At 58.1% G+C, this 25,399-nt stretch carries 23 protein-coding genes and 3 pseudogenes; 16 read left to right on the forward strand and 10 right to left on the reverse strand.

Annotation, left to right across the window (positions count from 1 at the left end):
- Window positions 1-191: 191 nt before the first annotated feature.
- Window positions 192-399: pseudogene (locus PMI07_RS35740) on the forward strand (recombinase family protein); the annotation flags it as partial.
- Window positions 400-1,893: 1,494 nt separating this feature from the next.
- On the opposite strand, the gene repC reads toward PMI07_RS35740, so the two are convergent.
- From repC to repA, 3 genes are all read right to left on the reverse strand, one after another.
- Window positions 1,894-3,162 carry a plasmid replication protein RepC gene (gene repC / locus PMI07_RS16815; RefSeq protein ID WP_007767716.1) on the reverse strand — a complete coding sequence of 423 codons (1,269 nt, stop codon included), beginning with the start codon at window positions 3,160-3,162 and terminating at the stop codon, window positions 1,894-1,896.
- Window positions 3,163-3,394: 232 nt separating this feature from the next.
- Window positions 3,395-4,459: a plasmid partitioning protein RepB gene (gene repB / locus PMI07_RS16820; protein ID WP_051484198.1), complete on the reverse strand. Its 1,065-nt coding sequence runs from the start codon at window positions 4,457-4,459 to the stop codon at window positions 3,395-3,397.
- Entirely contained in the window at window positions 4,447-5,643 is a 1,197-nt protein-coding gene (gene repA, locus PMI07_RS16825; RefSeq protein ID WP_245277175.1) for a plasmid partitioning protein RepA, read from the reverse strand. Before repA ends, repB begins: the two co-directional genes overlap by 13 nt.
- Before the next feature lie 366 nt (window positions 5,644-6,009).
- On the opposite strand from repA, the gene traI reads away from it, so the two are divergent.
- The 12 genes from traI to PMI07_RS16885 all read left to right on the forward strand — a co-directional run bounded on the left by traI (window position 6,010) and on the right by PMI07_RS16885 (window position 16,869).
- Window positions 6,010-6,636, forward strand: a complete 627-nt coding sequence (gene traI / locus PMI07_RS16830; RefSeq protein ID WP_007767704.1) for an acyl-homoserine-lactone synthase TraI — start codon at window positions 6,010-6,012, stop codon at window positions 6,634-6,636.
- A gap of 3 nt (window positions 6,637-6,639) precedes the next feature.
- Window positions 6,640-7,611, forward strand: a complete 972-nt coding sequence (gene trbB / locus PMI07_RS16835; protein ID WP_007767702.1) for a P-type conjugative transfer ATPase TrbB — start codon at window positions 6,640-6,642, stop codon at window positions 7,609-7,611.
- Between the two features lie 7 nt (window positions 7,612-7,618).
- The gene (locus tag PMI07_RS16840) at window positions 7,619-7,981 is read left to right on the forward strand and encodes a TrbC/VirB2 family protein (protein ID WP_245277184.1); all 363 of its coding nucleotides are present in this window, start codon (window positions 7,619-7,621) and stop codon (window positions 7,979-7,981) included.
- Window positions 7,974-8,273, forward strand: coding sequence for a conjugal transfer protein TrbD (locus tag PMI07_RS16845; RefSeq protein WP_007767698.1), 300 nt, complete (start codon window positions 7,974-7,976; stop codon window positions 8,271-8,273). The genes PMI07_RS16840 and PMI07_RS16845 overlap by 8 nt, the downstream gene beginning before the upstream one ends.
- A gap of 10 nt (window positions 8,274-8,283) precedes the next feature.
- Window positions 8,284-10,731, forward strand: a complete 2,448-nt coding sequence (locus PMI07_RS16850; protein WP_007767695.1) for a conjugal transfer protein TrbE — start codon at window positions 8,284-8,286, stop codon at window positions 10,729-10,731.
- Window positions 10,712-11,506, forward strand: coding sequence for a P-type conjugative transfer protein TrbJ (gene trbJ, locus PMI07_RS16855; protein WP_007767692.1), 795 nt, complete (start codon window positions 10,712-10,714; stop codon window positions 11,504-11,506). Before PMI07_RS16850 ends, trbJ begins: the two co-directional genes overlap by 20 nt.
- Before the next feature lie 4 nt (window positions 11,507-11,510).
- Window positions 11,511-12,695 (forward strand): P-type conjugative transfer protein TrbL, encoded by a 1,185-nt coding sequence (trbL, locus tag PMI07_RS16860; RefSeq protein WP_024163871.1) that lies wholly within the window; start codon window positions 11,511-11,513, stop codon window positions 12,693-12,695.
- A gap of 15 nt (window positions 12,696-12,710) precedes the next feature.
- Complete coding sequence (locus tag PMI07_RS16865) at window positions 12,711-13,373, forward strand: conjugal transfer protein TrbF (RefSeq protein ID WP_007755452.1); 663 nt, start codon at window positions 12,711-12,713, stop codon at window positions 13,371-13,373.
- A gap of 16 nt (window positions 13,374-13,389) precedes the next feature.
- Window positions 13,390-14,202, forward strand: a complete 813-nt coding sequence (gene trbG / locus PMI07_RS16870; protein WP_007755449.1) for a P-type conjugative transfer protein TrbG — start codon at window positions 13,390-13,392, stop codon at window positions 14,200-14,202.
- Between the two features lie 3 nt (window positions 14,203-14,205).
- On the forward strand, window positions 14,206-14,640 hold the full coding sequence (trbH, locus tag PMI07_RS16875) for a conjugal transfer protein TrbH (protein ID WP_007755446.1): 435 nt from the start codon (window positions 14,206-14,208) through the stop codon (window positions 14,638-14,640).
- 11 nt (window positions 14,641-14,651) lie between these two features.
- Entirely contained in the window at window positions 14,652-15,953 is a 1,302-nt protein-coding gene (trbI, locus tag PMI07_RS16880) for an IncP-type conjugal transfer protein TrbI (protein ID WP_007755443.1), read from the forward strand.
- A 214-nt stretch (window positions 15,954-16,167) separates the two neighbouring features.
- Window positions 16,168-16,869 carry an autoinducer binding domain-containing protein gene (locus PMI07_RS16885; protein ID WP_007755433.1) on the forward strand — a complete coding sequence of 234 codons (702 nt, stop codon included), beginning with the start codon at window positions 16,168-16,170 and terminating at the stop codon, window positions 16,867-16,869.
- A 6-nt stretch (window positions 16,870-16,875) separates the two neighbouring features.
- Here the strand turns inward: PMI07_RS16885 and PMI07_RS16890 are convergent, their stop codons facing one another.
- Window positions 16,876-17,166 (reverse strand): transcriptional repressor TraM, encoded by a 291-nt coding sequence (locus PMI07_RS16890; RefSeq protein WP_007755430.1) that lies wholly within the window; start codon window positions 17,164-17,166, stop codon window positions 16,876-16,878.
- Window positions 17,167-17,384: 218 nt separating this feature from the next.
- On the opposite strand from PMI07_RS16890, the gene PMI07_RS16895 reads away from it, so the two are divergent.
- On the forward strand, window positions 17,385-17,630 hold the full coding sequence (locus PMI07_RS16895) for a helix-turn-helix transcriptional regulator (RefSeq protein ID WP_037087228.1): 246 nt from the start codon (window positions 17,385-17,387) through the stop codon (window positions 17,628-17,630).
- 26 nt (window positions 17,631-17,656) lie between these two features.
- On the opposite strand, the pseudogene PMI07_RS16900 reads toward PMI07_RS16895, so the two are convergent.
- From PMI07_RS16900 to traF, 4 genes and pseudogenes are all read right to left on the reverse strand, one after another.
- A pseudogene (locus PMI07_RS16900) lies at window positions 17,657-18,905 on the reverse strand (ATP-binding protein).
- 205 nt (window positions 18,906-19,110) lie between these two features.
- Window positions 19,111-19,725 (reverse strand): TraH family protein, encoded by a 615-nt coding sequence (locus tag PMI07_RS16905; protein WP_037087351.1) that lies wholly within the window; start codon window positions 19,723-19,725, stop codon window positions 19,111-19,113.
- An 11-nt stretch (window positions 19,726-19,736) separates the two neighbouring features.
- Entirely contained in the window at window positions 19,737-20,900 is a 1,164-nt protein-coding gene (locus tag PMI07_RS16910; RefSeq protein WP_007755421.1) for a conjugal transfer protein TraB, read from the reverse strand.
- The gene (gene traF / locus PMI07_RS16915) at window positions 20,890-21,456 is read right to left on the reverse strand and encodes a conjugative transfer signal peptidase TraF (RefSeq protein WP_007755417.1); all 567 of its coding nucleotides are present in this window, start codon (window positions 21,454-21,456) and stop codon (window positions 20,890-20,892) included. The genes PMI07_RS16910 and traF overlap by 11 nt, the downstream gene beginning before the upstream one ends.
- A gap of 297 nt (window positions 21,457-21,753) precedes the next feature.
- On the opposite strand from traF, the pseudogene PMI07_RS16920 reads away from it, so the two are divergent.
- Both PMI07_RS16920 and traG read left to right on the forward strand, forming a co-directional pair.
- Window positions 21,754-21,873, forward strand: a pseudogene (locus tag PMI07_RS16920) (TraC family protein); the annotation flags it as partial.
- A 10-nt stretch (window positions 21,874-21,883) separates the two neighbouring features.
- The gene (traG, locus tag PMI07_RS16925; protein WP_007755414.1) at window positions 21,884-23,845 is read left to right on the forward strand and encodes a Ti-type conjugative transfer system protein TraG; all 1,962 of its coding nucleotides are present in this window, start codon (window positions 21,884-21,886) and stop codon (window positions 23,843-23,845) included.
- Between the two features lie 109 nt (window positions 23,846-23,954).
- Here the strand turns inward: traG and PMI07_RS16930 are convergent, their stop codons facing one another.
- Both PMI07_RS16930 and PMI07_RS33690 read right to left on the reverse strand, forming a co-directional pair.
- Window positions 23,955-24,266 (reverse strand): DUF736 domain-containing protein, encoded by a 312-nt coding sequence (locus PMI07_RS16930; protein WP_007755412.1) that lies wholly within the window; start codon window positions 24,264-24,266, stop codon window positions 23,955-23,957.
- Between the two features lie 636 nt (window positions 24,267-24,902).
- The gene (locus PMI07_RS33690) at window positions 24,903-25,367 is read right to left on the reverse strand and encodes a GNAT family N-acetyltransferase (RefSeq protein ID WP_007755411.1); all 465 of its coding nucleotides are present in this window, start codon (window positions 25,365-25,367) and stop codon (window positions 24,903-24,905) included.
- Between the last annotated feature and the right edge of the window lie 32 nt (window positions 25,368-25,399).

Raw genomic sequence — 25,399 nt, forward strand, 5'->3', positions numbered from 1 at the left:
CCCATCGCGCGTGCCATCTAAATCGCAGGCCGACACCTTGCCGTCCTGGCAGGAGCAATCACCGGTATGCGCGATTGAACTTGCTCAAATCCGGACCGTTTCTCGGAACTTCCGCCACAGCGCGCCGCTGGCGGGCGTTTTGCCTTTGCGGGCGACCCGTCGCTGGTTCGTAACCGTGATTTGGTGAGCCGCGCCTCGAACAACCGGACCGATCTGTCAGCCATTTGCTCGGCGTGATCTGTAACCTCGAAAAGCTCGCGGCATTCATGTCCGGTCGCGCCGTTATCCGATCGACACGTAAACGCGACAGGGAATGTTCTCCTTGCAGGTCCTCGGCGCCGTCGCCCATCTCGAACGCGCATGATCGCTGAACGAACCAAGTCTGGAATGAAGGCGGCCACAGTGAGGGAGGCACCGCTGGGGTCGAAGAGTTTCGTCGGGCGTTGCCACGCCTTCTCGCCGCTGAGGCCTTGCGGATCCCACCCAAGGGCCGTCAATCATATACGGCTTTGAACTCTTTTCAGCTGAACTGCGGCAGCAGATAAGGTCGGAATGATCCTACTTGCTGTGTCGAGGTCGAACCTATCAAGCTCACAATTGTCGACAGCCGCGACTGGAAGATTCCATGCACGTCTCCGCAGCGAGTCGGGCCGTCATATCCGTTGTGTAACTAAAGTAACAGCTGTTACTCTCGATTCACTGTTCAATTTTTCAGGGGCCGGCTAGTTCACGGCATAGACACCAATGTAGCTGGACGTCCCGCGGAGCTTGCTGAACCTAATGACGGCCTTGGGACAAAGCCATCGCAGTTCCCAATCTGAGCAGCGGAAGGGTGTTACCCCGGGTGCAGCCGCCCTCACCATGCCTCCCCATGATACGCTGATAGCAGTAACAGCTGTTACTCTTGTGCGCTTTGGTCTGCCTCGTACTTTGCAGGCCGCTCGCAAACCGCGTTTCCGAAGATCAGCGAAAGTAACAGCTGTTACCTTTTAGCCCTCATCAGCCCCAACCACTTTATTCGAGGCCAAAATCCCCGACCCGGTTTTGGGCTCGTCGCCGGGATGGATCGACCGTTGCTGACGTCGGCAACGGTTCGTCCGGTCCTACCTGCGCGCCGTAAATCATATCGGACCATAGATGGGAGACCGCGACTGCCAACGCGCCGAAGACATCCGGTGGAATTATTCCCTGTGTCATTGAAGAAAATAGGGTCGGCGAACGTTCCTAAGCGAGATTCGGTCCGACTGCGTGAAACGGAGCGGAGCGAAGGCCGCGCCATTATGTACCCGATGAAAGACTCAGGTCCGCCGAGTACGAAGACCAGAAACCTAACCACGCCAAAAGACCGCTTGCTAGGACCATTCGCTATGTTGCTGAATGGAGGAGAATGTCCTGACCACGAGGATTGAGCGCTGCCGTTTCCGGCACACATTGAACCGACTAGCGTCTTCCACAAGGAGGATTTCTACGTCGGGCGGTCGCTCGCGTCACGACTTGGCTCAGACAGGAATCTAGCCTGAGCGCGGCGCTTGGAGGCAGGGTAGGGCAGGCTTACATCCTTCGGGAGCTGCCGCGATCGCAACGATCCCATCAACGCGAATGCGCGAAGGCGTCGCGGATTAGCCGGCCCGCAACGTCGCCTGGAGGCTCCTTCGGGAAGATGCCTGAGACCGGCTTCTGCAGTGTGGCCTTTGGGCACAAAATCTCCGAACGGCCACACTGCCACCACGACCGAGGGAACCTGCTCGATACAGCCGACCTGCAGTGTCTATAGGCGCCGCATAGGATTTGGATAACCTTAGCGCCCCACCATGGACCTTCTCCCGCGGGCAGATGTGCACGCCGATCCGCAGGATCCAGACCAGGCTTTCGACCGCGGGGAAATCGCATCACTCAGCCAGCCACATTACCGTAGGCTACATCCGCCAAGCCAAAAAGGCTACGCTCAAGGTTCAGCTTCCCCTCGACCGCCCTATCGATCATGGCCCGGAAATATCCACCGGGTTTGGAAATCTGCTCAGGATCGCGGATCGATTTCTCCACAACCGTCGCCAGGATTGCGGTCGCGGCAAGGATGCCGGCTCGAGCTTTTCCCTCATTCCATCCTGACTCGGAAAGGCCGACCATACGGCGAAGCATTTCCCCGGATCTCCCCAATGCTGACCAGGAGTCGAACACGGCCCCGATCATGCTCTGTGCCTGAGGGCACGCGGCGCGGAGGAGGCCGATCGACACGGAGCCCAATACTTCCGCCTGAACCACGTCATTTACCCGGGTTTTGCCCACGGCATGCTCTTGCGTCGCCTTTGCCTCGGCCCCATGCTTTTTTTCAAAAGCATTTTCGTCAGCTTTGCTGACGCTAATGTAATTTTGTTCCCGCTCGTTAGAGCGGGTCCGTTTTTGCCTACTTTCAGATGAAGATTCTGGGTTTGTATATATATTAGGAGTGACATGAATGTCACCCTCGCGCGACATATCATGAAGCGACTGATGCTCTGGGGCTACGTCCACCGCTTGGGCATGTAGCTCGCGAAATCCTTCGGCACGAAGTTCCAACGAAATTGCCGCTTCCACTAAGGCGGCGGACTGCTGTCTAAGTTCAGTGGCTCGGTCAGGGAAAGCCCTGCAGATGTCTTCGATTGCGCGAGCGAGCCGAGCAATATCTCGCTTTGCCGCCAGTTCTGCGCCCAGCTTGCGTTGATACTCTTCAACCGCGGCTTTGAGTTCCGCTACCCGCACACGTGCAGGCGTGAAATCGATGCCGTACCCGGCATTGATGGCGCCTGCGTCATCCCGGTAGATGAAGCGGCGGCCTGTAGAACTGTCGCGATAGGCGGCGATCCCGACTTCAACGAGCCGTCGAACGCATCGGATGACTGTCCGCTGCGACCGCATAGTGTACTCAGCAAGCTTGGCATTCGAAATCGCGACGATCGGGCGGGAGGCCCCACGCCAGTCGTCGGCACGTGAGAGACCGAGCAGAATGTCCATCACGTGATAGGTCGTGCCGTCGATGCCCAGGATGGGTGCAGCTTTTTTTAAGAGGAGGGCGATCTCGCCCTTGCTCACGTCCGGGACATCGTTTGCCATCGCGAGCCGCGCGCTGGCGACGATGCCGGGCGTTACGCGTCTGAACGACGCAACGGAGTTAAGTTCGGTCATAGCTATCCTGCTGCGGCCTTTAGGGCGCAGTTCAACACGGGTGTCGCGAGGAAGCCGCAGAATGCAGGGCACAAAAAATCTGCCCCCGTGGATACAGAGACTTGATTATGTGCCACGACCGGCCTAGAATCAGATTGCTAGAGCTGATGTCGACGGATCGTTTCGTTCTGTCGGCTAGTGGATTAAGGGGTCTGCCGATTGCCGTCGGCGGGCCCTTTTTCGTGCTGTTACTTTATTTCATCCCTGAGCCCTCACCTTGAGCTGCCTGGAACTCCTCGACCAGGTCGGGAAGCCGCTGCAATAGCCAGGCAGAAAGGCCCGGCATTTGATCTTCGGGGATCGAAATGCGTGTTGCTGTGTCGGTTCGTTTCGCAGTGATGATCCGACCACCCGCCACTTCGATCTGCGTCAATTCCGTGGCCTGCTTAACGCGACTGTCGAGGGCATCGACGACCAGTGCAAACCGCCGGTCGCTATCCACCTCAGCCCAAGCGGCTGAACTGGACAACTCATCGACAACTTTCTTCTGCTCAGTGGACAAGGCTCGGTTGCCGATAAGAGATCCGAGCTTTTCCCATTTCGGTCGCCCGATAGACGGGGCCGGTCCGATGAGACGAATAAGATCGTCTGGAATCAGGACGGCAGTGTTCGTTAAAATCGAAATGTAGGCGAGCCGCTGGCCTTCTTTGCGCCCCAGCGCATCGGAAATGGTCTCGCGCGAATAGCCCTGATCTTTCAAAGTCAGGGCGAAGCGAGCCTGCTCGATAAAAGACAGATTAAGGCGCTCGGAGTTCTCGATCCCTTGTGAGACTACGAGCTCTTCATCCGAGAGCTCCCGAACGATAGCTTTGACAGGCCGTCTCAGGATCTGGCAGGCGCGAAGCCGGCGATGACCGTAGGCCGCCTGATAGTGACCGGGTTTGCCGGCGAGGGGTCGAACGAGAATTGGAATCTTCTGACCAGCCTCCTTGATCCCATCAACGAATGCCTGGAAGGTCCGGTCGCCATCGATGTCCAGCCGGTCGTTGACGAAGGATGGAATGACGCGATCTGGATCCAGCTCGATGATCGACTCTGAAGAAAGCAGCTGATCATGCAGCCGCTTGTTCTCTTCCTCGATGGAGACAAACGCACGATCCATCGACTTCACCGCGGAGGATCCGACACGTCGCTTGTCCGTATCTGGCGAGGAGGAGGGGAGGGGAGGCTGTTTTGCCAGCGCGTCCGGGTCTACGTTCCCGAACAGGCTCTTCATTCTTTGATTGCGTTCGCGCGGATTGACCATCATCTGCCCCACACGTGTTTGATGTGCTGAAAGATCTCCCGGTTGACGGCGTCGACGGACTCCAGTGCCCGGTTGAGCGTATCGCGGCCAACACTTCCGCGATTCATCTCGTAAAGGCTCTTCTTCTCAAGACCGGCGCTTGCAATCGCTGTGGTCTCGACGACGGCCGGTGCGAGAACATCATCCCTGAACAAGGACCGCAAGAGCGTAACGACATTGACCTGGGGTCCGTCGTTAGGATTGTGACGGGTTATGACATAACGGATGAAGTCGTGGCTAAGGACACCGCCCCGTTCTTCGATGACGTGCATGAGGTCGCTCATCATGGCGAGAAACTGGTTCATACTTGCCACATCGATCATGGCAGGATGGATGGTGATCAAAAGGCTAGTCGCGGCGCATAGCGCACCGAGCGTCAGATACCCAAGTTGTGGCGGAGCATCGATCAGGACAACGTCGTAGTCCTCTTCCACCTCGGCGATGACTGCCGCCAGGCGCCGGAAAAAAATTCCATCTCCCCGGCCATAACCCTCCGCAATCGCCTGTGGTGTCTCGTGCTCATACTCCATGAGCTCCAGGTTTGCGGGAATGAGATCGATCCCGTCGAAATAGGTTGTCCTGATGACTTCTTTGATGGGACGGCGCTCGTCATCATACCGTATCGCGGCGTAGACGGTCTCATTTTCATCGACGTCAAATTCCGGCTGATAGCCGAACATCGCCGATAGCGAAGCTTGCGGATCGAGGTCAATCGCAAGCACCCTTAGTCCCTGGATAGCCAGATAGTGGGCAAGGTGCACGGTGGTCGTCGTCTTTGCTGAGCCGCCTTTGAAGTTGGCGACTGCAATGACCTGCAGTTTATCGCCTTCTCGGCGGCGGGGCAGGAACTCCAGCGCCTCATTAGGCCGCTTTCGAGCCAGATGCTCGCGGATCTGGCTGATTTGTCCAAGCGTATAAATGCGACGGCCGTTGTCGTGCCGATCCGGGATCGCACTTTCACCGTCCAAAGACATTTGCCGCAGTGTCGATTCGGCTATACCCAGAAGAGCGGCCACGTCACGCGAAGTATAGGTCTTGAGGGTCTTGGCGGCGTTCGGCTCGTACAGCCGCTCACGGATCGACTGAAGCTGCGCAGACAGCATTTTTGACTGCCTGCCGATCTTATCCGCGGAGGATTCGAATGCTTCGGTTGCCATAGCGTGGATCTTCATCTTTCCTCACGACGGTTTTTTATCGATCGTCGCTCAAATTCCGTCGAACCACAGTTACGCGATTCCCTACTCGCGTCAAACGGTACTTGGTTAACGGAAGGTTAAGGTCGGACGAGCGGACCGCCGCCCAGATCGAGATTAACCTTAATCGTCAACCTCTTAACTCCATCACCACCTATGGACCCAGGTTGGTTTACTCACACTTTTGGTAGCAACAGGAGCGCAGCACGACCCTCGCTGAGGTGGTTCCAAACGCGTTTTTTGAAGAATCAGCGCTAACACTTCTTGTACTAGAACAAGGCTCCGCTCTTCGAAATTCTCCGGATCGAACGATAGATGGAGAGCTGATCGATGCGACTGATTGCAATTCAGAACCCGAAAAGTGAATTCGAACGCCGCGTCGTTGACGACATGCACCGACTTCGCGCTCGCATCTTCCAGGGCCGGATGGCGTGGGACGTGCACTCTGTCTCCGGCCGTGAATTTGACCAGTTCGACAGACTTTCACCGACCTACATCCTGGCGCTCGCGGAGCAAGGTGCGGTTATTGGTTGTGCCAGGCTTTTACCGGCGGCAGGCGTTACGATGCTGCAGTCGGTATTTCCTCAGCTTCTTCGAGAGAGGAGGCTTCCCGGGCACGAGACAATGATCGAAAGTTCTCGTTTCTGCGTCGATACCGCTTACGGGCAGGGGAGGGGAGAAGGTACGATCCACAGCGGAACTCTCGCGATGTTCGCCGGCATTGTCGAGTGGTCGATACTCAATGGATACTCCGAGATCGTAACAGCGACGGACGTGCGGCTCGAGCGTATCCTGAGGCGGACCGGGTGGCCGCTCCGACGACTAGGCGACCCGGTGATGATCAACGAAACTCGCAGCATCGCTGGGGTCCTTCCGGCTGACGCGCAGAGTTTCCACCGCTTGCGCCCGGCCAATTACAGCTCTTCGTTTTCCGTTCTCCAGCGAAGGGCCGCGTGAGTTATGATTTCTGCTCAAAATCGTTCCCTTCCAAGGCTCGTCAGCAAACTCCAGAATGCCCTTGGCGACCATTTGTGCGTGGCGCTCGACGACCCGAGCGTCGTCGAAATCATGCTCAATCCCGACGGGAAGCTCTTCATCGAGAGATTAGGCCACGGCATCATGGCCGCCGGAGAACTGCACCGAGCGGCCGCGGAGACGGTGATAGGAAGTGTAGCCCACGCCCTCAACTCGGAAGTTGATGACGAACGTCCGATCGTATCCGGAGAGCTGCCCATTGGTGGTCATCGCTTCGAAGGTCTCTTGCCTCCAGTTGTCTCGGGCCCTTCCTTCACGATTCGCCGAAGAGCTTCCCGTCTAATTCCGCTTGACGACTATGTTGCAAGCAAAACGGTGACCGCCGCTCAGGCAGATGTCATTCGCAGTGCCGTCGCAGCAAAACTGAACATTGTGGTGGCGGGCGGAACTGGCTCGGGTAAAACGACCCTCACCAATGCGCTCATCGCGGAAATCGTTGCCCATTCACCCGAAGACCGTCTCGTGATCCTCGAGGATACGGCCGAAATCCAGTGCGCGGCCGACAACGCCGTCTGCCTCCACACCAGCGACGCCATAGACATGTCGCGGTTGCTGAAAAGCACACTGAGACTTCGTCCCGATCGGATCATCATCGGAGAGGTCCGCGATGGCGCAGCTCTCACGCTGCTCAAAGCCTGGAATACCGGCCATCCAGGTGGGATAGCCACGATCCATGCCAACACGGCTCGCTCGGCACTCCAGCGGCTGGAGCAACTCACGGCGGAAGTCAGTCAGCAACCCATGCAAGCTGTGATCGGTGACGCTGTGGACCTGATTATAGCCATCGAGCGTATCCCGAAGGGCCGACGCGTCAGCGAAATCCTGCATGTCAGTCGATTTGCGGGAGGTCACTATCAGATCGAGCCTTATGGGGAGGATGGGCGCGATGCAGCTTAACCGCTCTATGATCCGCCTGGGACTTGCAGGCTTGGCGGTGGTCACTCTCGGTTCATCGGCGCTGGCGGGTTCGGGGGGGTCATTGCCCTGGGAAAGCCCTCTTGAGCAAATCCAGGAGTCAATCACCGGCCCGGTCGCCGGTTATATTGCCCTTGCGGCGGTGGCTATCGCCGGGGGAATGCTGATCTTCGGTGGCGAGCTCAATGATTTCGCGAGACGTCTGATATATGTCGTCCTGGTTGCCGGTATCCTGCTTGGAGCGACCACCATTGTCGGCCTCTTCGGTGCGACTGGCGCCTCGGTTGGATTACCGGTCGACCGAAACGTGTCGAGCAGTGCTGACACGAGCGAGGAGGGGCCCCATGGTTGAGCCTCTTTCCGGCCTTCGCCGTAACCGCATCCATCGCGCATTGTCCCGGCCAAATCTGCTGATAGGGGCGGACCGTGAACTCGTCCTCATCACTGGGGTTGCCGTGGTCATCCTGATCTTTGTGGTGCTCACCATCTACTCGGCGCTGCTCGGCGTTGCGGCCTGGATCGTCATCGTTGGAGCACTCCGCATGATGGCGAAGGCCGACCCCATGATGCGGCAGGTCTACGTTCGGCACATTTCCTTTCAGCCCTACTACAAGCCTACCACCACGCCGTGGCGCCGGTATTGAGGGGGCGAGGATGGTAGCTCTCAAGCATTTTCGCCCGACCGGTCCATCCTTTGCCGACCTCGTGCCCTATGCCGGTCTCATCGACAATGGCGTGTTCCTGCTTAAGGACGGAAGCTTGATGGCGGGATGGTATTTTGCCGGTCCCGATTCAGAAAGCGCGACTGACACCGAACGAAATGAGCTCTCACGTCAGATCAACCTGATCCTTGCCCGACTGGGAACCGGCTGGATGATTCAGGTCGAAGCCATCCGGCTTCCGACAGTGGAGTATGCGGCTGAGGATCGTTGTCATTTCCCAGATGCAGTGACCCGTGCGATCGATGCGGAGCGAAGGGCCCATTTCGAACAGGCCCGGGGTCACTTTGAAAGCAAGCATGCGCTTGTCCTTACGTACAAGCCGCAAGAACAGAGGCGCGCTGCACTCAGCAAATACATCTACACGGACGAAGACAGCCGGAAAAAGTCCTATGCGGATACTGTGTTGGCCGGTTTCAAGACGGCAGTCCGCGAGCTAGAGCAATACCTGGCCAACAGTCTCTCGATCCGTCGTATGGAAACTCAGCAGACGCTTGAGCGGGGAGGGGAGCGGGTGGCGCGTTACGATGAACTCCTCCAGTTCGTGCGATTTTGCGTCACCGGCGAAAACCACCCCATCCGCCTGCCCGAGGTACCGATGTATCTCGACTGGATCGTCACAGCCGAACTACAGCATGGGCTGACCCCGAAGGTCGAAGGAAAGTTCCTCAGCGTCGTTGCGATCGACGGCCTGCCCGCAGAGAGCTGGCCTGGGATATTGAACAGCCTCGATCTGATGCCGTTGACCTATCGCTGGTCGTCTCGCTTCATCTTCCTTGATGCGGAAGAAGCGAGGCAGAAGATCGAGCGCACGCGCAAGAAATGGCAGCAGAAGGTCAGGCCATTCTTCGATCAGATCTTCCAGACACAGTCACGGTCTGTCGATCAGGACGCCATGACAATGGTGGCCGAAACCGAGGACGCGATTGCTGAAGCCTCTTCGCAACTTGCCGCCTTCGGCTACTATACACCGGTCGTTGTCCTTTTTGATGATGACCGAGATGCTCTCCTGGAAAAGGCCGAAGCGGTCCGTCGTCTACTGCAGGCGGAAGGCTTTGGCGCACGTATCGAGACCCTCAATGCCACGGATGCCTATCTCGGCAGCTTGCCGGGGAACTGGTACGCCAACCTCCGCGAACCGCTGATCAATACCCGCAATCTCTCCGATCTCATTCCGCTCAATTCGGTCTGGTCAGGAAACCCGGTCGCGCCGTGCCCCTTCTATCCTCCGCACGCGCCGCCGCTGATGCAGGTTGCGAGCGGATCAACGCCATTCCGCTTGAACCTCCATGTCGACGACGTCGGCCATACACTTATCTTCGGCCCCACCGGGTCGGGGAAGTCGACGCTGCTGGCTCTGATCGCCGCGCAATTTCGTCGCTACGAGCACGCGCAGGTGTTTGCGTTCGACAAAGGAAACTCGCTTCTTCCACTGACGCTTGCCGCCGGCGGCCGACATTATGAGATTTGCGGGGAGGAGGAGGGGAATGCGCCGGTACTTTCGTTCTGCCCACTCTCGGAACTTTCCTCGGAGAATGATCGAGCCTGGACATCGGAATGGATCGAGATGCTGGTGGCGCTGCAAGGGATTACCATTACGCCCGATCATCGCAACGCAATCTCCCGCCAGATCGGCTTGATGACGAAGGCGCCCGGCCGCTCTCTGTCGGACTTTGTGAGCGGCGTCCAGATGCGTGAGATCAAGGAGGCGCTTTATCATTACACCGTCGATGGCCCCATGGGTCAGATGCTGGATGCAGAACGGGATGGATTGTCCCTCAGTGTTTTTCAGACCTTCGAGATCGAGCAGCTCATGAACATGGGCGAGCGAAACCTTGTGCCGGTGCTCACCTATCTGTTCCGACGGATCGAGGGCCGGCTTGATGGATCTCCCAGCCTGATCATTCTTGACGAGGCATGGCTGATGCTTGGCCATCCGGTGTTCCGCAGCAAGATCCGCGAGTGGCTAAAGGTTCTGCGGAAAGCGAATTGCGCCGTGGTGCTTGCAACGCAGTCGATCTCCGATGCGGAACGCTCCGGCATCATCGATGTGCTCAAGGAGTCCTGCCTGACAAAGATCTGCCTTCCCAACGGCGCTGCACGCGAGCCCGGAACGCGGGAGTTTTATGAACGCATCGGCTTCAACGAGCGTCAAATCGAGATCGTCTCAAGCGCAATCCCCAAGCGTGAATACTATGTCGCCACTCCCGAGGGCCGGCGCCTGTTCGACATGGCCCTCGGGCCGCTGGCACTGAGCTTCGTCGGTGCATCCGGCAAGGAAGACCTGAAACGCATTCGCTTACTCAAGGGCGAGCACGGCCCCGATTGGCCGGCCCATTGGCTTCGAACGAGAGGAGTTCACGATGCGTCATCGCTGCTATAGCTGGCTTGCCGGATCAGTTGGAATTTTCCTGGCCTTCGCCGGAGCGACGACTTCGATCGCCGGAACGGCTACTGGTGCCGCAACCGAATGGACCCAGCTCCTCAATAACGGGGAACTGATTTCCCTCGTCGGGCAATCTGGCGAGCAGATCCAGAACCAGATCACGCAGATCACCCAGCTTGCCGAACAGATCCAAAACCAGCTCAGGATCTACGAAAATATGCTGCAAAACACCGCGCAGCTTCCCAACCAGATCTGGGGCGAGGTTGAGAGGGACCTAAATCAGCTGCGGAATGTGGTGCAGCAGGGGCGGAGCATCTCGTTTTCTATGGGAAATGTGGACGATGTGCTTGGACAGAGATTTCAGAGTTATGCAGACCTTAAGGCGAATTTGCCCAGCGAGGCCAGTTTTTCGTCCACCTATCAGATCTGGTCCAATACCAATCGTGACACGATTGCCAGTTCGTTGAAAGCAGCAAGTCTCACGGCCGATCAATTCGACAGTGAGGAAGACACGATGGGCTCGCTTCGTACGATGTCCCAGTCAGCCGACGGACAGATGAAGGCGCTCCAGGTCGGGCATCAGATCGCCGCCCAGCAGGTCGCGCAGATGCAGAAGCTTCGCGGCCTCGTTTCGCAGCAGATGACCATGATGAGCACGTGGCTGCAATCCGAACAGACCGACCGGGATCTGGCACAGGCGCGCCGCGAGAAGTTTTTCAGCGCAACCGCGCCCTCCACATCCGGCGGTGAAAAGATGAAAGTGGAGTGGTGACACCATGCCGATCGAACGGACGCGTTTGCGTCGCGCTTGCCTCCTGGTTGCCGTTCTCGTAGCCGTCGGTCAGCCAGCCCTCGCGCAAGAAGGCTCAATTCTGACATCGCTGCAGAGCGAGATCACGTCAGCGGCAAAAGGTTGGGAAACCACCGTCCTGGGCGCGGCCAGATCCCTGTTCTGGATCCTCGCAACCATCGAGATCGCCATTGCCGCCGTATGGCTGGCATTGCAGGCCGCCTCCCTTGACAGCTGGTTTGCTGAACTCGTCCGCCGAATAATGTTCGTCGGCTTCTTTGCGTTCGTTCTTGCCCAGGGGCCCGCGTTCGCAAAAGCCGTCGTCGATAGCCTTTTTCAGCTCGGTGCTGACGGCGGCACGGCGTCGCCAGCCGATGTCTTCAATGCGGGCCTCGCCGTGGCGACGGCGTTGTCGGAGAAGGTCCAGTTCGGCCTCTTCGAGGATAATGCCCTGGCAATTTCTGCAGCCTTTGCGATGGTCGTGACAGTCATCTCCTTCTCGCTAGTTGCGGCCATATTCGTTTCTGTCATGGTCGAGATGTATATTGGCCTCCTCGCCGGGATGATCATGCTCGGCCTGGGTGGCTCGTCTTTCACAAAGGACTTTGCGGTCCGCTATCTTGTCTATGCCTTCAGCGTCGGTATGAAGATCATGGCGCTGGTCATGATCTCGCGCATCGGTTCGCAGGTGCTTATTGGCCTTGCTAACCAAACGACCGTCGGAGACCAGTTTCAGACCGCGCTTGCCATCGCTGGCATTTCCGTCGTCGTCTTCATCATCTCCATGTATGTCCCCAGCATCATTCAAGGCGTCGTTCAGGGAGCATCCGTGACCGCGGGGATGGAAACCATCCGACACGGCGGCCAAGCGGCGTCCTTTGCGGCTGGTGCCACATTTCTGGCGGCGGGATCTGCGGCTGCGGGCGCGGCGGCCGCGCAAGCCACACGAACGGCGGGCTCGTCGACCGCGGGCGCTGCTCTGCGCGGCATGGGCGTGGTCTTAGGCACCGGAGCGAAAGCAGCGGGTTCAGCAGCGAAGGAAAAGGCGATTGGATCGCCTGGCGCCTACTCCGGGACGATCCTTGGTCTTGCCAACGCCAAGCTCGAGGAGGCTCGGGGGAAGGGGCCGTCGGCCACGCCGCTGCCGAAACACCAGGAAAAACAGCGGTAAAACGGGGACAAACAGATGGCGTCGCGACGCACACCGGACAACCCTTATCTCGCCGCCCGTCAGGAATGGTCCGAGCGGTACGGGTCGTACGTGCAGGCCGCGCGGGCATGGAGGATCGTTGGTGTCCTCGGTCTGGCCATGGCGGTGATCGGTTTCAGCTACGCCCTCTATTTGAGCACGCAGGTGAAGCTCGTCCCGTATATCGTCGAAGTGGATAAGCTCGGTACGTCAGTCACGGCGGGATTTCCGGAGCAGATCGAATATGCAGATGCCCGCGTCGTGCGTGCGACGCTTGGAAACTTCGTGGCGAGTTTTCGAAGCATTACCCCGGATGCTGTCGTCCAGAAGCAGTATATCGACCGGACCTATGCGCTCCTTCGTGCCACCGACCCTTCCACCGAAAAGGTGAATGCTTGGTTCCGTGGCAATTCGCCTTTCGAAAAAGCCAAGACATCGACGATTGCGATCGAGGTCAACAACATCGTCGCTCTGTCGAACCAGACCTACCAGATCGACTGGACGGAATATGAGCGCGACCGCAAGGGCAAAGAGATCGGGACTCGGCGCTTTCGAGGGATCGCAACCGTTACGCTCACCGCGCCACAAGACGAGGCGACGATCCGGCTCAATCCAATCGGCCTCTATGTCCATGATCTGGACTGGACGGCACAGCTATAAGGCAGGGGATGATCAAATGCACAAGAACACGGTCGTCGCGGTGGTTGGCTGCATGGCAGGATATATTCTTGCGGTGAGCGCACATGCGCAGGGCATGACGACGAAGGAGGCAAAGGGCACGGGTATTTCCGGTCAGTGGCGTGGCACCGGCGGCCTCGTCACCCGGGGAGCGGATGGAAAGGTGATGTTCCTCTTTGGCGAGGCGCAGCCGTCTGTCGTCTGCTCACCACTTCAGGTTTGCGACATCGAGCTTCAGGGCGGTGAAATCGTGCGCGACGTGCTGGTGGGCGACACGGTGCGCTGGAAGATCGAGCCCGCAACTTCCGGCGCGACCGGCGGTCAGGCGATCCACCTGATCGTCAAGCCTGCCGAGGCTGGTCTCGTGACCTCGATGGTCGTGACCACTTCCCGACGCACATACCACATCCAGCTCAAGTCCCACCCCAGCCAGTACATGGCTCGCGTCGGCTTCGAGTATCCGGAAGACGTTTCGACAAAGCTCGCGGATATCAATGCTCGATTGGAAACAGGAGGGATTGCCGGTACGGCGCCGGACAAGCTGAACTTCTCCTACACCATCAGCGGAAGTGCCCCCTGGCGACCCAAGCGGGTCTACTCGGATGGCACGAAGACCTATGTCCAATTCCCACGCTCGATCTCCAGTCAGGATGCACCGGTGCTCTTCGTCGTTAGCGGCGGCCAGAACCGGATCGTCAACTACAGGATGAAGAACGACATGATGATCGTCGACTATGCCGTCGACACGGCGATCCTTGTCTCTGGCGTCGGCTGGCGTCAACAGAGAGTTTCAGTCCGGCGGGGCGGCTGACCGATGTGCAGACTGATCCCGTACATCCTCACGTCCGTCCTGCTTTCTGGCTGCCAATCTCTTGATGGTGGCCTCAGCACCGCTCGGCCGACGACCATCTCGGCGCGTGCGGCAGGCGCGATCGCCGGTGACATGGCAAGCAGGCTCACAGAGCAGATCGGCGCCGCTGGCACGACCGCACTGAAGATGAGCGAAGGCAGCAGCGATTATGCGGTGGCGCTCAAAGCCGCTCTCAAGGGCTGGGGCTATACTGTCGTTGCCGACCAAAAGGGCGGAAAAGGCGCCAGGCCGGTTGATCTCGCGTACTCGATAGACACGATGGACGATCAGGTTCTCGCCCGCATTTCAACGCCTTCTATTTGGCTGAGCCGTGCCTATACCGCAACAGAGGCTGGGGCGACGCCCACGACACCCCTTTCTATCATGCATCTGAACTGAGGAGCCAGAAGATGGTCCAGTCGCTTCAGTTTGGAAGCCCCAACCAGGGCGATGATAACAAGGGCATTCGGCACCTCAATCGCCTGCCGATCGTCGTTGGCATCGTCATAGCTCTTCTGTTCATCGCAGTGGTTGTCATTGGTCTTTCATGGCGAGGAATGTCGTTCAACCCGAACAATGGCCTGCCTAGCGCGGCGAACACGCCGGCGACCAGCTTTGGCGACAGGCTGAAGCAGGGAGTGTTCAACGGAATCATTGGAGAGCCTGAGCAGGCGGACGTCTTCAAACCCACGCCAGTCGTAGAACAGGTCAAGGCCGGGCAGGAAACGCCGCTTGAAAACTTGCAACGGCCGGATGTTCAAGAACACGGTCGACGCTCAGAGTCAGATGATGAGTGGAAAAACCGACTTCAGAAAGAACAGGATGAGCAATATATGCGGGAGGCCCAACGCCAGCGGATGGCGCGGCTTCAGGCTCGCGCGACGGCACTTGATTCGCCATTGAAGGTCGACATTTCCGAAGTCGAGAAGGAGTCCAATAGGGTCGCAACGGATGGTCGGCAGACGGTATCCAGGTCCGCATCGCCACCCGATCTCTATGCAGCGGCCTTGAGGTCTGGGCTCATGGGACAGAACCTCGGCCCGAACGAGCAGGGGTCGAAGGAAGACTTTCTCAATCAGGATATCAAGGATCTCGGTTATCTTCCCAATAAAGTCGTACCGCAGTTGTCCCCTTTCGAGCTGAAGCGAGGCTCCATCATCCCGGCGACGATGATTGCCGGGCTCAACTCGGATTTACCAGGGCGCATCTCCGCACAGGTCAGCCGGAATATTTACGACAGCGCCACCGGTTATCGGCTGCTAATCCCCCAAGGGACCAAGCTGTTTGGTCGCTATGACTCCAAGGTGTCGTTCGGCCAGGAACGTGTTCTCGTTGTCTGGACTGACCTCATTTTCGCGAATGGGTCTACACTCGGGCTTGGTGGCATGGCGGGAACTGACGCGGAGGGCTACGGCGGCTTCGGGGACAAGGTCGATCGACATCTATGGCGCACGTTCGGCTCAGCGGCTCTCGTGGCACTCATTGGAACAGGGATCGATATGTCGCTTCCCGAGAGCTCGACCCTTGCAACGCAAGATACAGCTTCCGATGCAGCCCGACGGAATTTCTCGGAAACATTTGGTCGCGTGGCCGAACAGACGATTTCGAAAAACTTGAACGTTCAGCCGACGATCCGCATACGCCCAGGTTACCAATTCAATGTTCTCGTCGACCAGGACATCGTCTTCCCATCGGCTTACGTCGCAAAGTAAAATCTCGAGCGTCTGTGCGGGAAGTCCTACCAAAGACAGGTAGCGCTTTCGAGGCAACCTCAGGAGGAGAAATATCGATTAACTGTCATATTTTTTCGTTAGGGGGCTTGATCCAGCCGCCATACACGATAAAAATCCATGGGTATCAGAAGATGCAGCCATAGAATCTGTACAATCTTTTTCGTTCATACCCTCGGTCACAGGAGGCAATGAATTGGATGAATGGTTTGAGCGATTAACGGAACAGGTCACCCTCGCGCATGACGAGGACCTCGTCAAAGTCGCCCTTGAGAAATTGACATTCGAGGCAGGATTTAGTGCCTACGCCTATTTGAGATTCCACGGGGACACACAGACCGTAATCTCCAACTACGACCCGGAATGGCAAGCTCGCTATTTTGACCAGGAATTTGCCGCGGTCGATCCAGTTGTCCGCGCTGCGAAGGACCGGTATGAGTCGTTTGCCTGGTCGAACATTTCAACGCCCCGCATGAGCAAGGAACGTCGCAGGTTTTACGGCGAGGCCGCGGAGTTTGGTATTCGCTCGGGCATTACGGTTCCCATCAAGACGGGCTTCGGTCGTATGGCGATGCTGACGCTCGCATCGAATGAAGTCGATTTTGCCGCCGGAAAGAAACTGAATCCGATCCTGGCGGCCGCGTCATTCGGTCAAGTTCATTCACGGATCGAACTCATGCACTTGAAGTCAACCCGCCAGAGCAACATTCAGCTTAAAGCCAACGAACTGACATCCCTCAGATGGTCGGCTGAAGGGAAATCGATGAGGGCGATCGCAATCATTGAAAACACGACCTACTCCAATGTGTCCTTCTTCATGCGTTGTGCAAAGAAGGCACTCCGCGTTACCTCACTTCCACAGGCGACCGCCATGGCAAAAGAACTCGGGCTCATCTGACAACCGTCAATGAGGCTTGCTTGGCATTGCGGGAAGATACCCGAGGATGTCCAGGAGCGTCGAAACCACGGTCTGCTGGGCGTGAAGAGCAATCATTGCTGAAACGTAGGAACGGCTGGTCTGCTGCAATTCCTCGGTTCCGGCGGCAGCCCCCATTTGGGACTCCAGAACCACGGCCTCGTCGCGCAAGCGGCGATGCTTTTCAATCTCCAGCACAACATGCCGCTCGACTTCTTCAGGCGGCTGGTTACTCATCAGGCCGATGAGCGGCCTCAAAACTAGCTTATTTTGCGACACGGGTCCTCAAGCTCAACTGCGGACTGATTAATATGAAAGGGTCGGGAACCGTCGTCCCGTCGCTCCTCCCAAGCAGCAGCATAGCCGGTATCATAGATCGATTTATGACGCCACGGGCTGTGATTTGCATTCGTGCCACCGCACCGACCAAGCGCGCCTGAAGGGATGTCGAGTATACTCCGTGGCGAAATACTCTACAAGCCGCTGCTTTCTCCAGCATGGAGATTCGAGAACTTTTCGCGCGAAACCTCAAGTCGGCCCGACAAGCGAGAGGCATGTCGCAGGAGGAGCTTGCTCATCGTGCCGACATCGATCGAACCTACATAAGCTCGCTGGAACGTTGTGTTTACAGCGCAAGCATCGATATCGTCGATCGACTGGCGGGAGTCCTCGGCATCGAAGCCTGGGAATTGCTTCAGCCTGTCCAGGAGGAACAGTCCTCAGTTAATCAAAGGCAGGACTAGACCCGAGCGAGATCTTCAGCGGTGCCTTACATCGACGAGAGGATTGAAATGGGGGCGGCCTGTAGTCTCTCGCCGAAAGGTGTAATCCGGTCATGATCGTGCAAGACCGGCCCTCTGATGAATCGGTCGCCTACCGCCTCCTGCAATTGTCGCAAGCCGCGAAATTCATCCGACTTCACGGAGGCGGAGGATTTCACCTCGATACCGATAATGCGGCCGCGGCGATCCTCAACAATAACGTCAACCTTGCCTGATCCTTGGTGCGGTAGTGCGAAAACGACAGGCGTCGTTCCGACCAGGAGGAAAGTTTTAATAGCTCGGACACGACAAAGCTCTTAAAAAGGGGGCCGAATCTTGTTCGATCCCCCTCAATCTTTCCAGTTCATCCTCCCGCAATGTCGCCAGCAACCCAGTATCGAGGAAATGCAGCTTTGGTCTATTGATAAGCCGGCTGAGGCGATTGTTGGACCATGGTGAGAGGGTCCGCACCAGGAAAAGTCGCTCCAGGATGGCTAGATTATTTCTGGGCAGTGACGCCCGACACTCCGAGCGCCGATCCGGAACTGCTGTGGTTCACCAATTGGCTGGAGTGCTCGGCGAGGACATTCAGCAGCCGCGGCAGACGGTCGAGTTCATCAATGTTTGCAATGTCGCGCACGTCCCGATCAAGGATGAGGGCAACATAGTCTTCCAGCCATGCTGTCCGGCGCGCCGAGCTTGATCGACGCAGGGCCTCTGGATACCCACCTTCAAGACGACGTCCATCAGATCCTCGCCAAAGACGGGATACCGCCGCTGATGGGCTCTTCGCCCTCAAAAAGCCGATCCAGCATCCGGCCTGAAGTCGATCGGATTTCGGATTGAGCGAATGGGAGCGATATAACGGCCATGCGCCCGGCTAACGAGTCGGCTATTGCCGGCACTGTCGCCAGATCAGCCGAACCGGTTAGCAGAAAACGCCCCGGCTCCTCATCACGATCCACACTTTCCTTGATCGCCAGCATCAGGTCGGGAGCGCGTTGAACCTCATCGACAACAGCCGGTTTTATTCCTCGTATGAAGCCGATCGGGTCTGATCTTGCCCGCACTGAGTGTACCGGCATCGTCTAATGTGAGATATGGACGATCACTGTCGGCAAACGCTCGCACAAGCGTCGTCTTTCCGGCCTGCCGAGGGCCCGCTATCAAAACGATACGCGTGTCTGTCAAAGCGGTTTCGACGCTGTGGCGAACTTTGCGGTGGATATGCGGTCTGGGCGAAGGCTGCGAACTCATGCGGCCATCCTTAAAATCAAATGTCGTCCAATTTAAAACACAAGCCCGACCAATCTTAATTCTGGTTCTCTTTGCCTTGGTAATTAAAATGTTGCCGTTACTTAATTTGAAACTGTCGCCGCCTCCGATGTAATTCGGTCCGCCTCCCTTCAACCCAGGACACAGTCAATCGGGACAGCAGCCAAATCGACAGGCCGCCATACGCTCAGGGACCCAATATGCGGGATAAATCGATCCGTATTGCCGCATTGCCGATGCCCGGTTCGGAAGAGGATGAACGGCTGCCAGTCGTGCGATCGGCCTCTTCCGAATGAGTGGGCTTCTGGTCAGATGAGTCGAGAAGATCCACCGTCAGAGATCTGCCCGGATCATCCGCCTGAAACACGTTCACGCCTTCGAAGTATCCGGTCTTCCACGCGTAGATTGCATCCTCGAAGACGGGCGGGAGAACGCCTTTATCCGTAGGGTTCCCATACCATCTCGCGACAATACGCACGACCTTTGCGAACAGCTGAGTTCCCATCCGAAGGTTCTCGCAGGCGTCGACCAAGCCGCGCGGCAAGTCCGACACGGTCCCAATGCCTACACCGGCAGGATATTGAGTAATCCCCACTCGGACAACGCCTTTGCCGACGTGTTGGCGGACGATGTCCAATGCCTCGCCCGGAGATGAAGGCTTTGGGACCAGAATACGACGTCCACCCAGGTTCACAGTGACTGCGAGCGGATCTGTCGAACCGACCTCTTCCACAAACTGCTCTACGACCGCCGGCTTCAAAGATGGATCGGCACATTTCTCGATTATCGCTGCGTCCATGATGGCTCCGCGGTTCAGGTGTTGAAGGAAAGGACGAGAGGTTTGCTGAACAATCGGGCCCAGGCTATCGTACTGGCGCGCTGGATATCGACAATGGACATGCCTCTGGCCCACCAGCCATTGCCGACGGCGAGGAGGACGTCAGGATCCCCCAGCATCGACTGAAGAACCGGCCAGACGATGAGTTGCTCGTAGCAGATCAGCGGGGCGATCTTCGTCGAACCGACCTTGACCACGGGATTGGCAAAGAAATACGCCCGAGCCCCGCCGCTTTCCCCAGACCATCTGAGCCATGGCTGCCACATCGCGCCTGGCACCGGCATGCGCTCGCGATAAAGGACGCCACTGCTATTTCCCGTGATTGTTACAAGCACATTGTCATAATCATTGCCATTGACCACCACTGCTCCGGCAATGATGGTCACCGGGCTCCCGGACAATTCCGACAGCCATAACTGCCGTTTCGTCGGCGTCCAGAGACCAAGCCCGCTCTCAGGCAGCACGATAAAATGCGCACCGTCTGACGCAGCCACCCGAACAATGGCAATCAAGTCACGCTCATGTTGCAAACCACTTTGTCGGCCGAGCGAGGCGCCGAACTGAAGGTCGACGCCGCGCCAGGTGTCAGCGACGTTTGTGTCAGTCCAGTTTGCGACGGACCACAGCCAGAAACTTCCCAAGGCGACCGCGACAACCGGTCCCTTTCGGCTCACGAGACCCGTGAGGCCGACCGTCATCACTGCCAGGCCCCACCATCCCCAATCAGGAAACAGCACACCGGCCGCGGTGATCGGATGGGCCCAACCGACGATCCCAAATGGTGGAAAAGACATCAGCAGAATGGCGGCAAGATACCGAGCGGGCCGCTGGCTGCTTGATGGTGACCACAACGCCGTGTGGACCGCGACGAAACCCGCTGATGCCACCAGCCAGAGCGCCAAGCCGAGCCAGGGGTCGGACATGTAGAACGTGGCGACGACTTGTGGCAGTTCGCGGGAGGCCGCCAAAAAATACGCTGCCGCGACGAGAGCGGCGACGCGTCGTTTTCGCGCAATAGACCAGAGCAGAGGGAAAGCGAGCGTTGCGGGCATTAGAAGGACCTGGCCGCTCCAGCCGACCAAACCCGACGCCGTGGCCGCTCCGACAATCGCCGAACTTCGCACGAACTCAGGGCGCATAGGTCAGTACCTCATGCGCGAGACCGAGAATGCCGGAGGTCGGGACAGGGCCGAAATAGCGAGAGTCCCAGGATCCTGGATAGGCGGAGTGGAGGAACATTTCGCCGGCCGGTACGATCCCGCCCGGATATGGCTGAAGAGTGCGTCCCTTTCCGTCGACTTTCAGAAGGCGCGACATCGTGACGTCGCGCCCGTCTACGCTTACTCGATCGACGACCTCCACGCGCTGCCCTTCCAGGGCAATGACGATCTTGATCAACGGTCCAAAGCCGTCCTGGCACGATCCCGACCGCAAGTAGCCGCGCTCACGCGCTTCGGCGAACAGTCGGTTTGGGGGTGGGCAAAAGGCGACGATATCGCCGACTGCGACCGGGCGATCGAGGGATACGATGCGCCAAAGGCCGAGCGGCTCACTCGGGGTGGTGTTGATCCGATAGCCGCCGATCCAGCCGACCACGGAGATGATCGGAACAAGTGAGACGCCGACCAGCAAAGCTCCATTCGTCCGGCGGTACCGGGATCGTCCAATGGCCTCGGGCGGGGAGAATTTTCTCATTTTAGGCAGAGCTCCTGGCTCTTCGTCTGGCTCAGAGAACCAGATGGCCTGGCACTTCTGCCATTTGCTGATGCGTTGTTGACTGCACAATCGTCCGCATGAACGCCCATGCGTTTTGGGCGTCCAGGTTGGCCAGGCAGTAACGGTCTGGAATGTTTGCCGCTCTCATCGAGCGGCCGGGACGATGCAGGAAGGCATTGGCGCTGCCAACTCGCATTTCTGGTAGTGGATCGGCACGCTGATCTCCGGGAATCTCATGCCGCTCGAAGAGCAAACGGCATGAAGGGACCTAACGGAATGAAGAAGCCTTCCTCGAAAATCCGGGAGGAGATCGCCAAGCTGCAAGAGCGGTTCAGGCACGCCGAGTCGCGCGAGGCAAAACGCATAGGCCGGATTGTTCTCAGGTCCGGGTGCGGAGGTCTTTGACGTGAAGTTGAACAAGGTCGCTCTCGTCATCACGCCGATCGTGCCGATCGTTCTTGTCGCGATCGGCGCCACCGGCATCGAAACCTGGCTCGCGGCATTCGGCAAAACCGACGCGGCCCGCCTGGCGTTGGGACGCATTGGCCTCGCAACTCCCTACTTAAGCGCAGCCGCAATTGCGTTGACCCTCCTGTTTGCCGTAGCAGGATCGAACCGCGTCAAATCGGCGGCGTGGGGTGTAGTGATCGGTTGCGTGGCAACCGTAGCTATCGCAAGTGCACGTGAGACTTTCCGCTTGGCTACGATCGCCGATCAAGTACCTCCTGGCACATCGCCGACGGCATGTCTCGACCCTGCGACGGCCGTTGGTGCGATTACCGTGCTATTGGCAGGATGCTACGCGCTGCGCGTCGCCATGATTGGCAATTCAGCGTTCCCCAAGCGCGAGCCTCGACGGATTGTCGGCAAGCGGGCGCTGCACGGCGAGGCTCACTGGATGAAGCTATCGGATGCGGCAAAACTGTTTCCCGAGGCCGGCGGGATTGTCATCGGTGAGCGCTACCGGGTCGACAGAGACGGCGTTGCGTCGCTGTCCTTCCGCGCCGATAGCGTTGAGACCTGGGGCGCGGGGGGCAAATCCTCGCTCCTCTGCTTCGATGGGTCCTTCGGTTCGTCACACGGCATCGTCTTTGCCGGCTCCGGGGGCTTCAAGACGACGTCGATCACGATTCCGACGGCGCTGAAATGGGGTGGGGCGCTCGTCGTCCTCGATCCCTCTCACGAGGTGGCGCCCATGGTGTCGCGACATCGGAAGGACCTTGGCCGAATTGTCCGCGTCCTCGATCCCAGAAAGTCCTTGACCGGGTTCAACGTGCTCGACTGGATTGGCGGGACTGGAGGGACGAAGGAGGAAGACATTGCAGCGGTCGCCTCATGGATCGTCAGCGACAGCGGCCGCGTGACGGCCCCGCGAGACGACTTCTTCCGGGCGTCGTCCCTGCAGTTGCTGACAGCGATGATCGGAGACGTTTGCCTGTCCGGACACACCGCCAAGGAGGACCAGACGTTGCGTCAGGTTCGGCGCAACCTCTCCGAGCCAGAACCGAAGCTGCGTCAACGATTGCAGGAAATCTACGACGACTCCCAATCCGATTTCGTGAGAGAGAACATTGCGGCCTTCGTGAACATGACTCCTGAGACCTTCAGCGGAGTTTATGCCAATGCGATCAAGGAGACCCATTGGCTGAGTTACGCAAACTATGCAGCGCTGGTGTCCGGGTCGGGCTTCACGACAGAGGACGTCGCCGATGGCCAGACCGATGTGTTTATCAACCTCGATCTGAAGGCGCTCGAGACGCATCCTGGGCTCGCGCGGGTCATCATTGGATCGCTTCTCAACGCAATCTACAATCGCGATGGAACGATGAACGGCCGAGCTCTTTTTCTCCTCGACGAAGTTGCACGGCTTGGATACATGCGAATACTGGAAACAGCTCGCGATGCCGGTCGCAAGTACGGCATAACCCTGACGATGATCTATCAGTCGATCGGACAGATGCGCGAAACCTACGGCGGTCGCGACGCGGCCAGCAAATGGTTCGAAAGCGCGAGTTGGATATCGTTTGCGGCGATCAACGATCCCGAGACTGCGGAGTATATATCAGGACGGTGCGGTCTGACGACGGTCGAGATCGATCAGGTCAGCCATAGCTTCCAGTCAAAGGGATCATCGCGAAGCCGATCGAAACAGTTGGCCGCCCGCCCGCTGATCCAACCACATGAAGTGCTGCGTATGCGGACCGACGATCAGATCGTTTTCACCGCCGGCAACCCTCCGCTGCGATGCGGACGTGCGATCTGGTTTCGACGCCCGGAGATGAGGGCCCGGATAGATCAGAAAAAGCTCGCAGCGGCAATTGAGCGGATCAAGGGCAAAAAGCAACCGTGCGACGGGGCACCGGATTGATGACCGACCACCAGCTCGAGGTCCGCCGCGGGGCGCCGAGAGCTGCTACCCAACGCGCTGCTTTCTGATCAAAGAAAGGCCCCGCCCGAGTGGCGGAGCCTCACGGGCCTTAGTCGTGGCTCGGACGGGACCAGATCAGGTGGTAGCCGTCCTCGCCGTTGACTTCGGTGAGTCTGGCATTGATTGGGGCAGGAAAGCTCGGGTCGTCGAGCTTGACTGACAGGTACTCGCGGTCGCTCTCGGCGGAGCGCTTCTGCCAAGCGGCGCCAAGCTCGACATTGCCGGCGTAGACGCGGAAGTGCGGGCCGGCGTCAGAAGGGTTCTCGATCCGGCCGATGCGAGCCTTGACGTTGAGAGCAAGAGTGCGGATCGAGCCGGAAAAGCCGTTTTCGGTGGAGGTGAATGTGCCGATGATAGCCATGTCCATTTCCTTTCGTTGTTCGGGCCGCGCCTACCGCGGCCTCGATGGCAGTCGCAAAGACCGGAGACGATCGGAGCGCACCAGATAAGGCCGAAATGCAATGGAGGACGGCAAGTCGCAAATTTGTTAGTGGGCGAGGAGGGCGACAACCCGGGATCCCCAATCGGACCTTCGAGTGGGACGGGTTCCGGCCGGGGTAAGAAATGAACGCGCTGGCCGTTGCGGGAGAAGGATCGAGGCATCGCCGTTCTCCGGTCAGACAAGCCTCATCGAGCTCCCAGATGGAGCGCCTGAGATGTTGGGAGGAATTGGCTGTGGCGATCACGCACGGTTTGCGCCTCCCTATACCATCGCTACCGGTGAAACCGCTTACTCCCGACGATAGCCGGTGACTACTCTGCTCCGCTATCGCAGACCGGGACGCGCTGCAAATGTCGCAATCTGCGGCCTCATCGCACGGCGCTTTTCCGGGATGCCCCATCGGTCAGAAGAGAAAGCTGTTATTGCCAAAACGGGCCGGCCGGCAAGCCGCGGCCTGGCATCGCCGAGGCGGTCGACTTGGAGCGGGTTGAACCGGAGAATGCGGCAACGATCCGCATGACTGATTGAAGTGCTTTGGAAAACAGGGGTCAAGGATCACAAGAAGACCGTCTCGTCAAGCGTGTAGTAGAATCTGCCCTTTTCTCTCGCTGCACCAATGCCGTCGTAAAATGCGATCGCATTCTCATTGGCACTCGAGACGCCCCATTTGAGACGGAAGCAACCGAGGGCGCGGGCTTCCTTGCAAAGCGCCGCCACCAGCTCACGCGCTGTGCCCTGCCGCCGATGCGCTTCATCAACTATCAGCTGATTCATATACAGCATCGGCATGTTGCGGAATGTGAATTCCTGCAGGAAATAAAGGGCAAAACCGACAACTTTTCCCTCGGCGTTTTCGCTGATCAGCATGTGATAGGCTGGAACCGACCTGTCGAAACCCAACCGGACCAAAGCCTCTTCATCAATAGAGAAGATATCGCCGTAGCCCTCGAGCTCGGCATGTTGCTTCATGAGCGCCAAAACGTCTGTCAGGTCGTTTTTATCGAACTTGCGAACCGCCATCTGTCGTCCTCCGGCGTCGAATGGACGTATGG

Source organism: Rhizobium sp. CF080 (assembly GCF_000282095.2).
In the GTDB taxonomy this organism is placed as follows: domain Bacteria; phylum Pseudomonadota; class Alphaproteobacteria; order Rhizobiales; family Rhizobiaceae; genus Neorhizobium.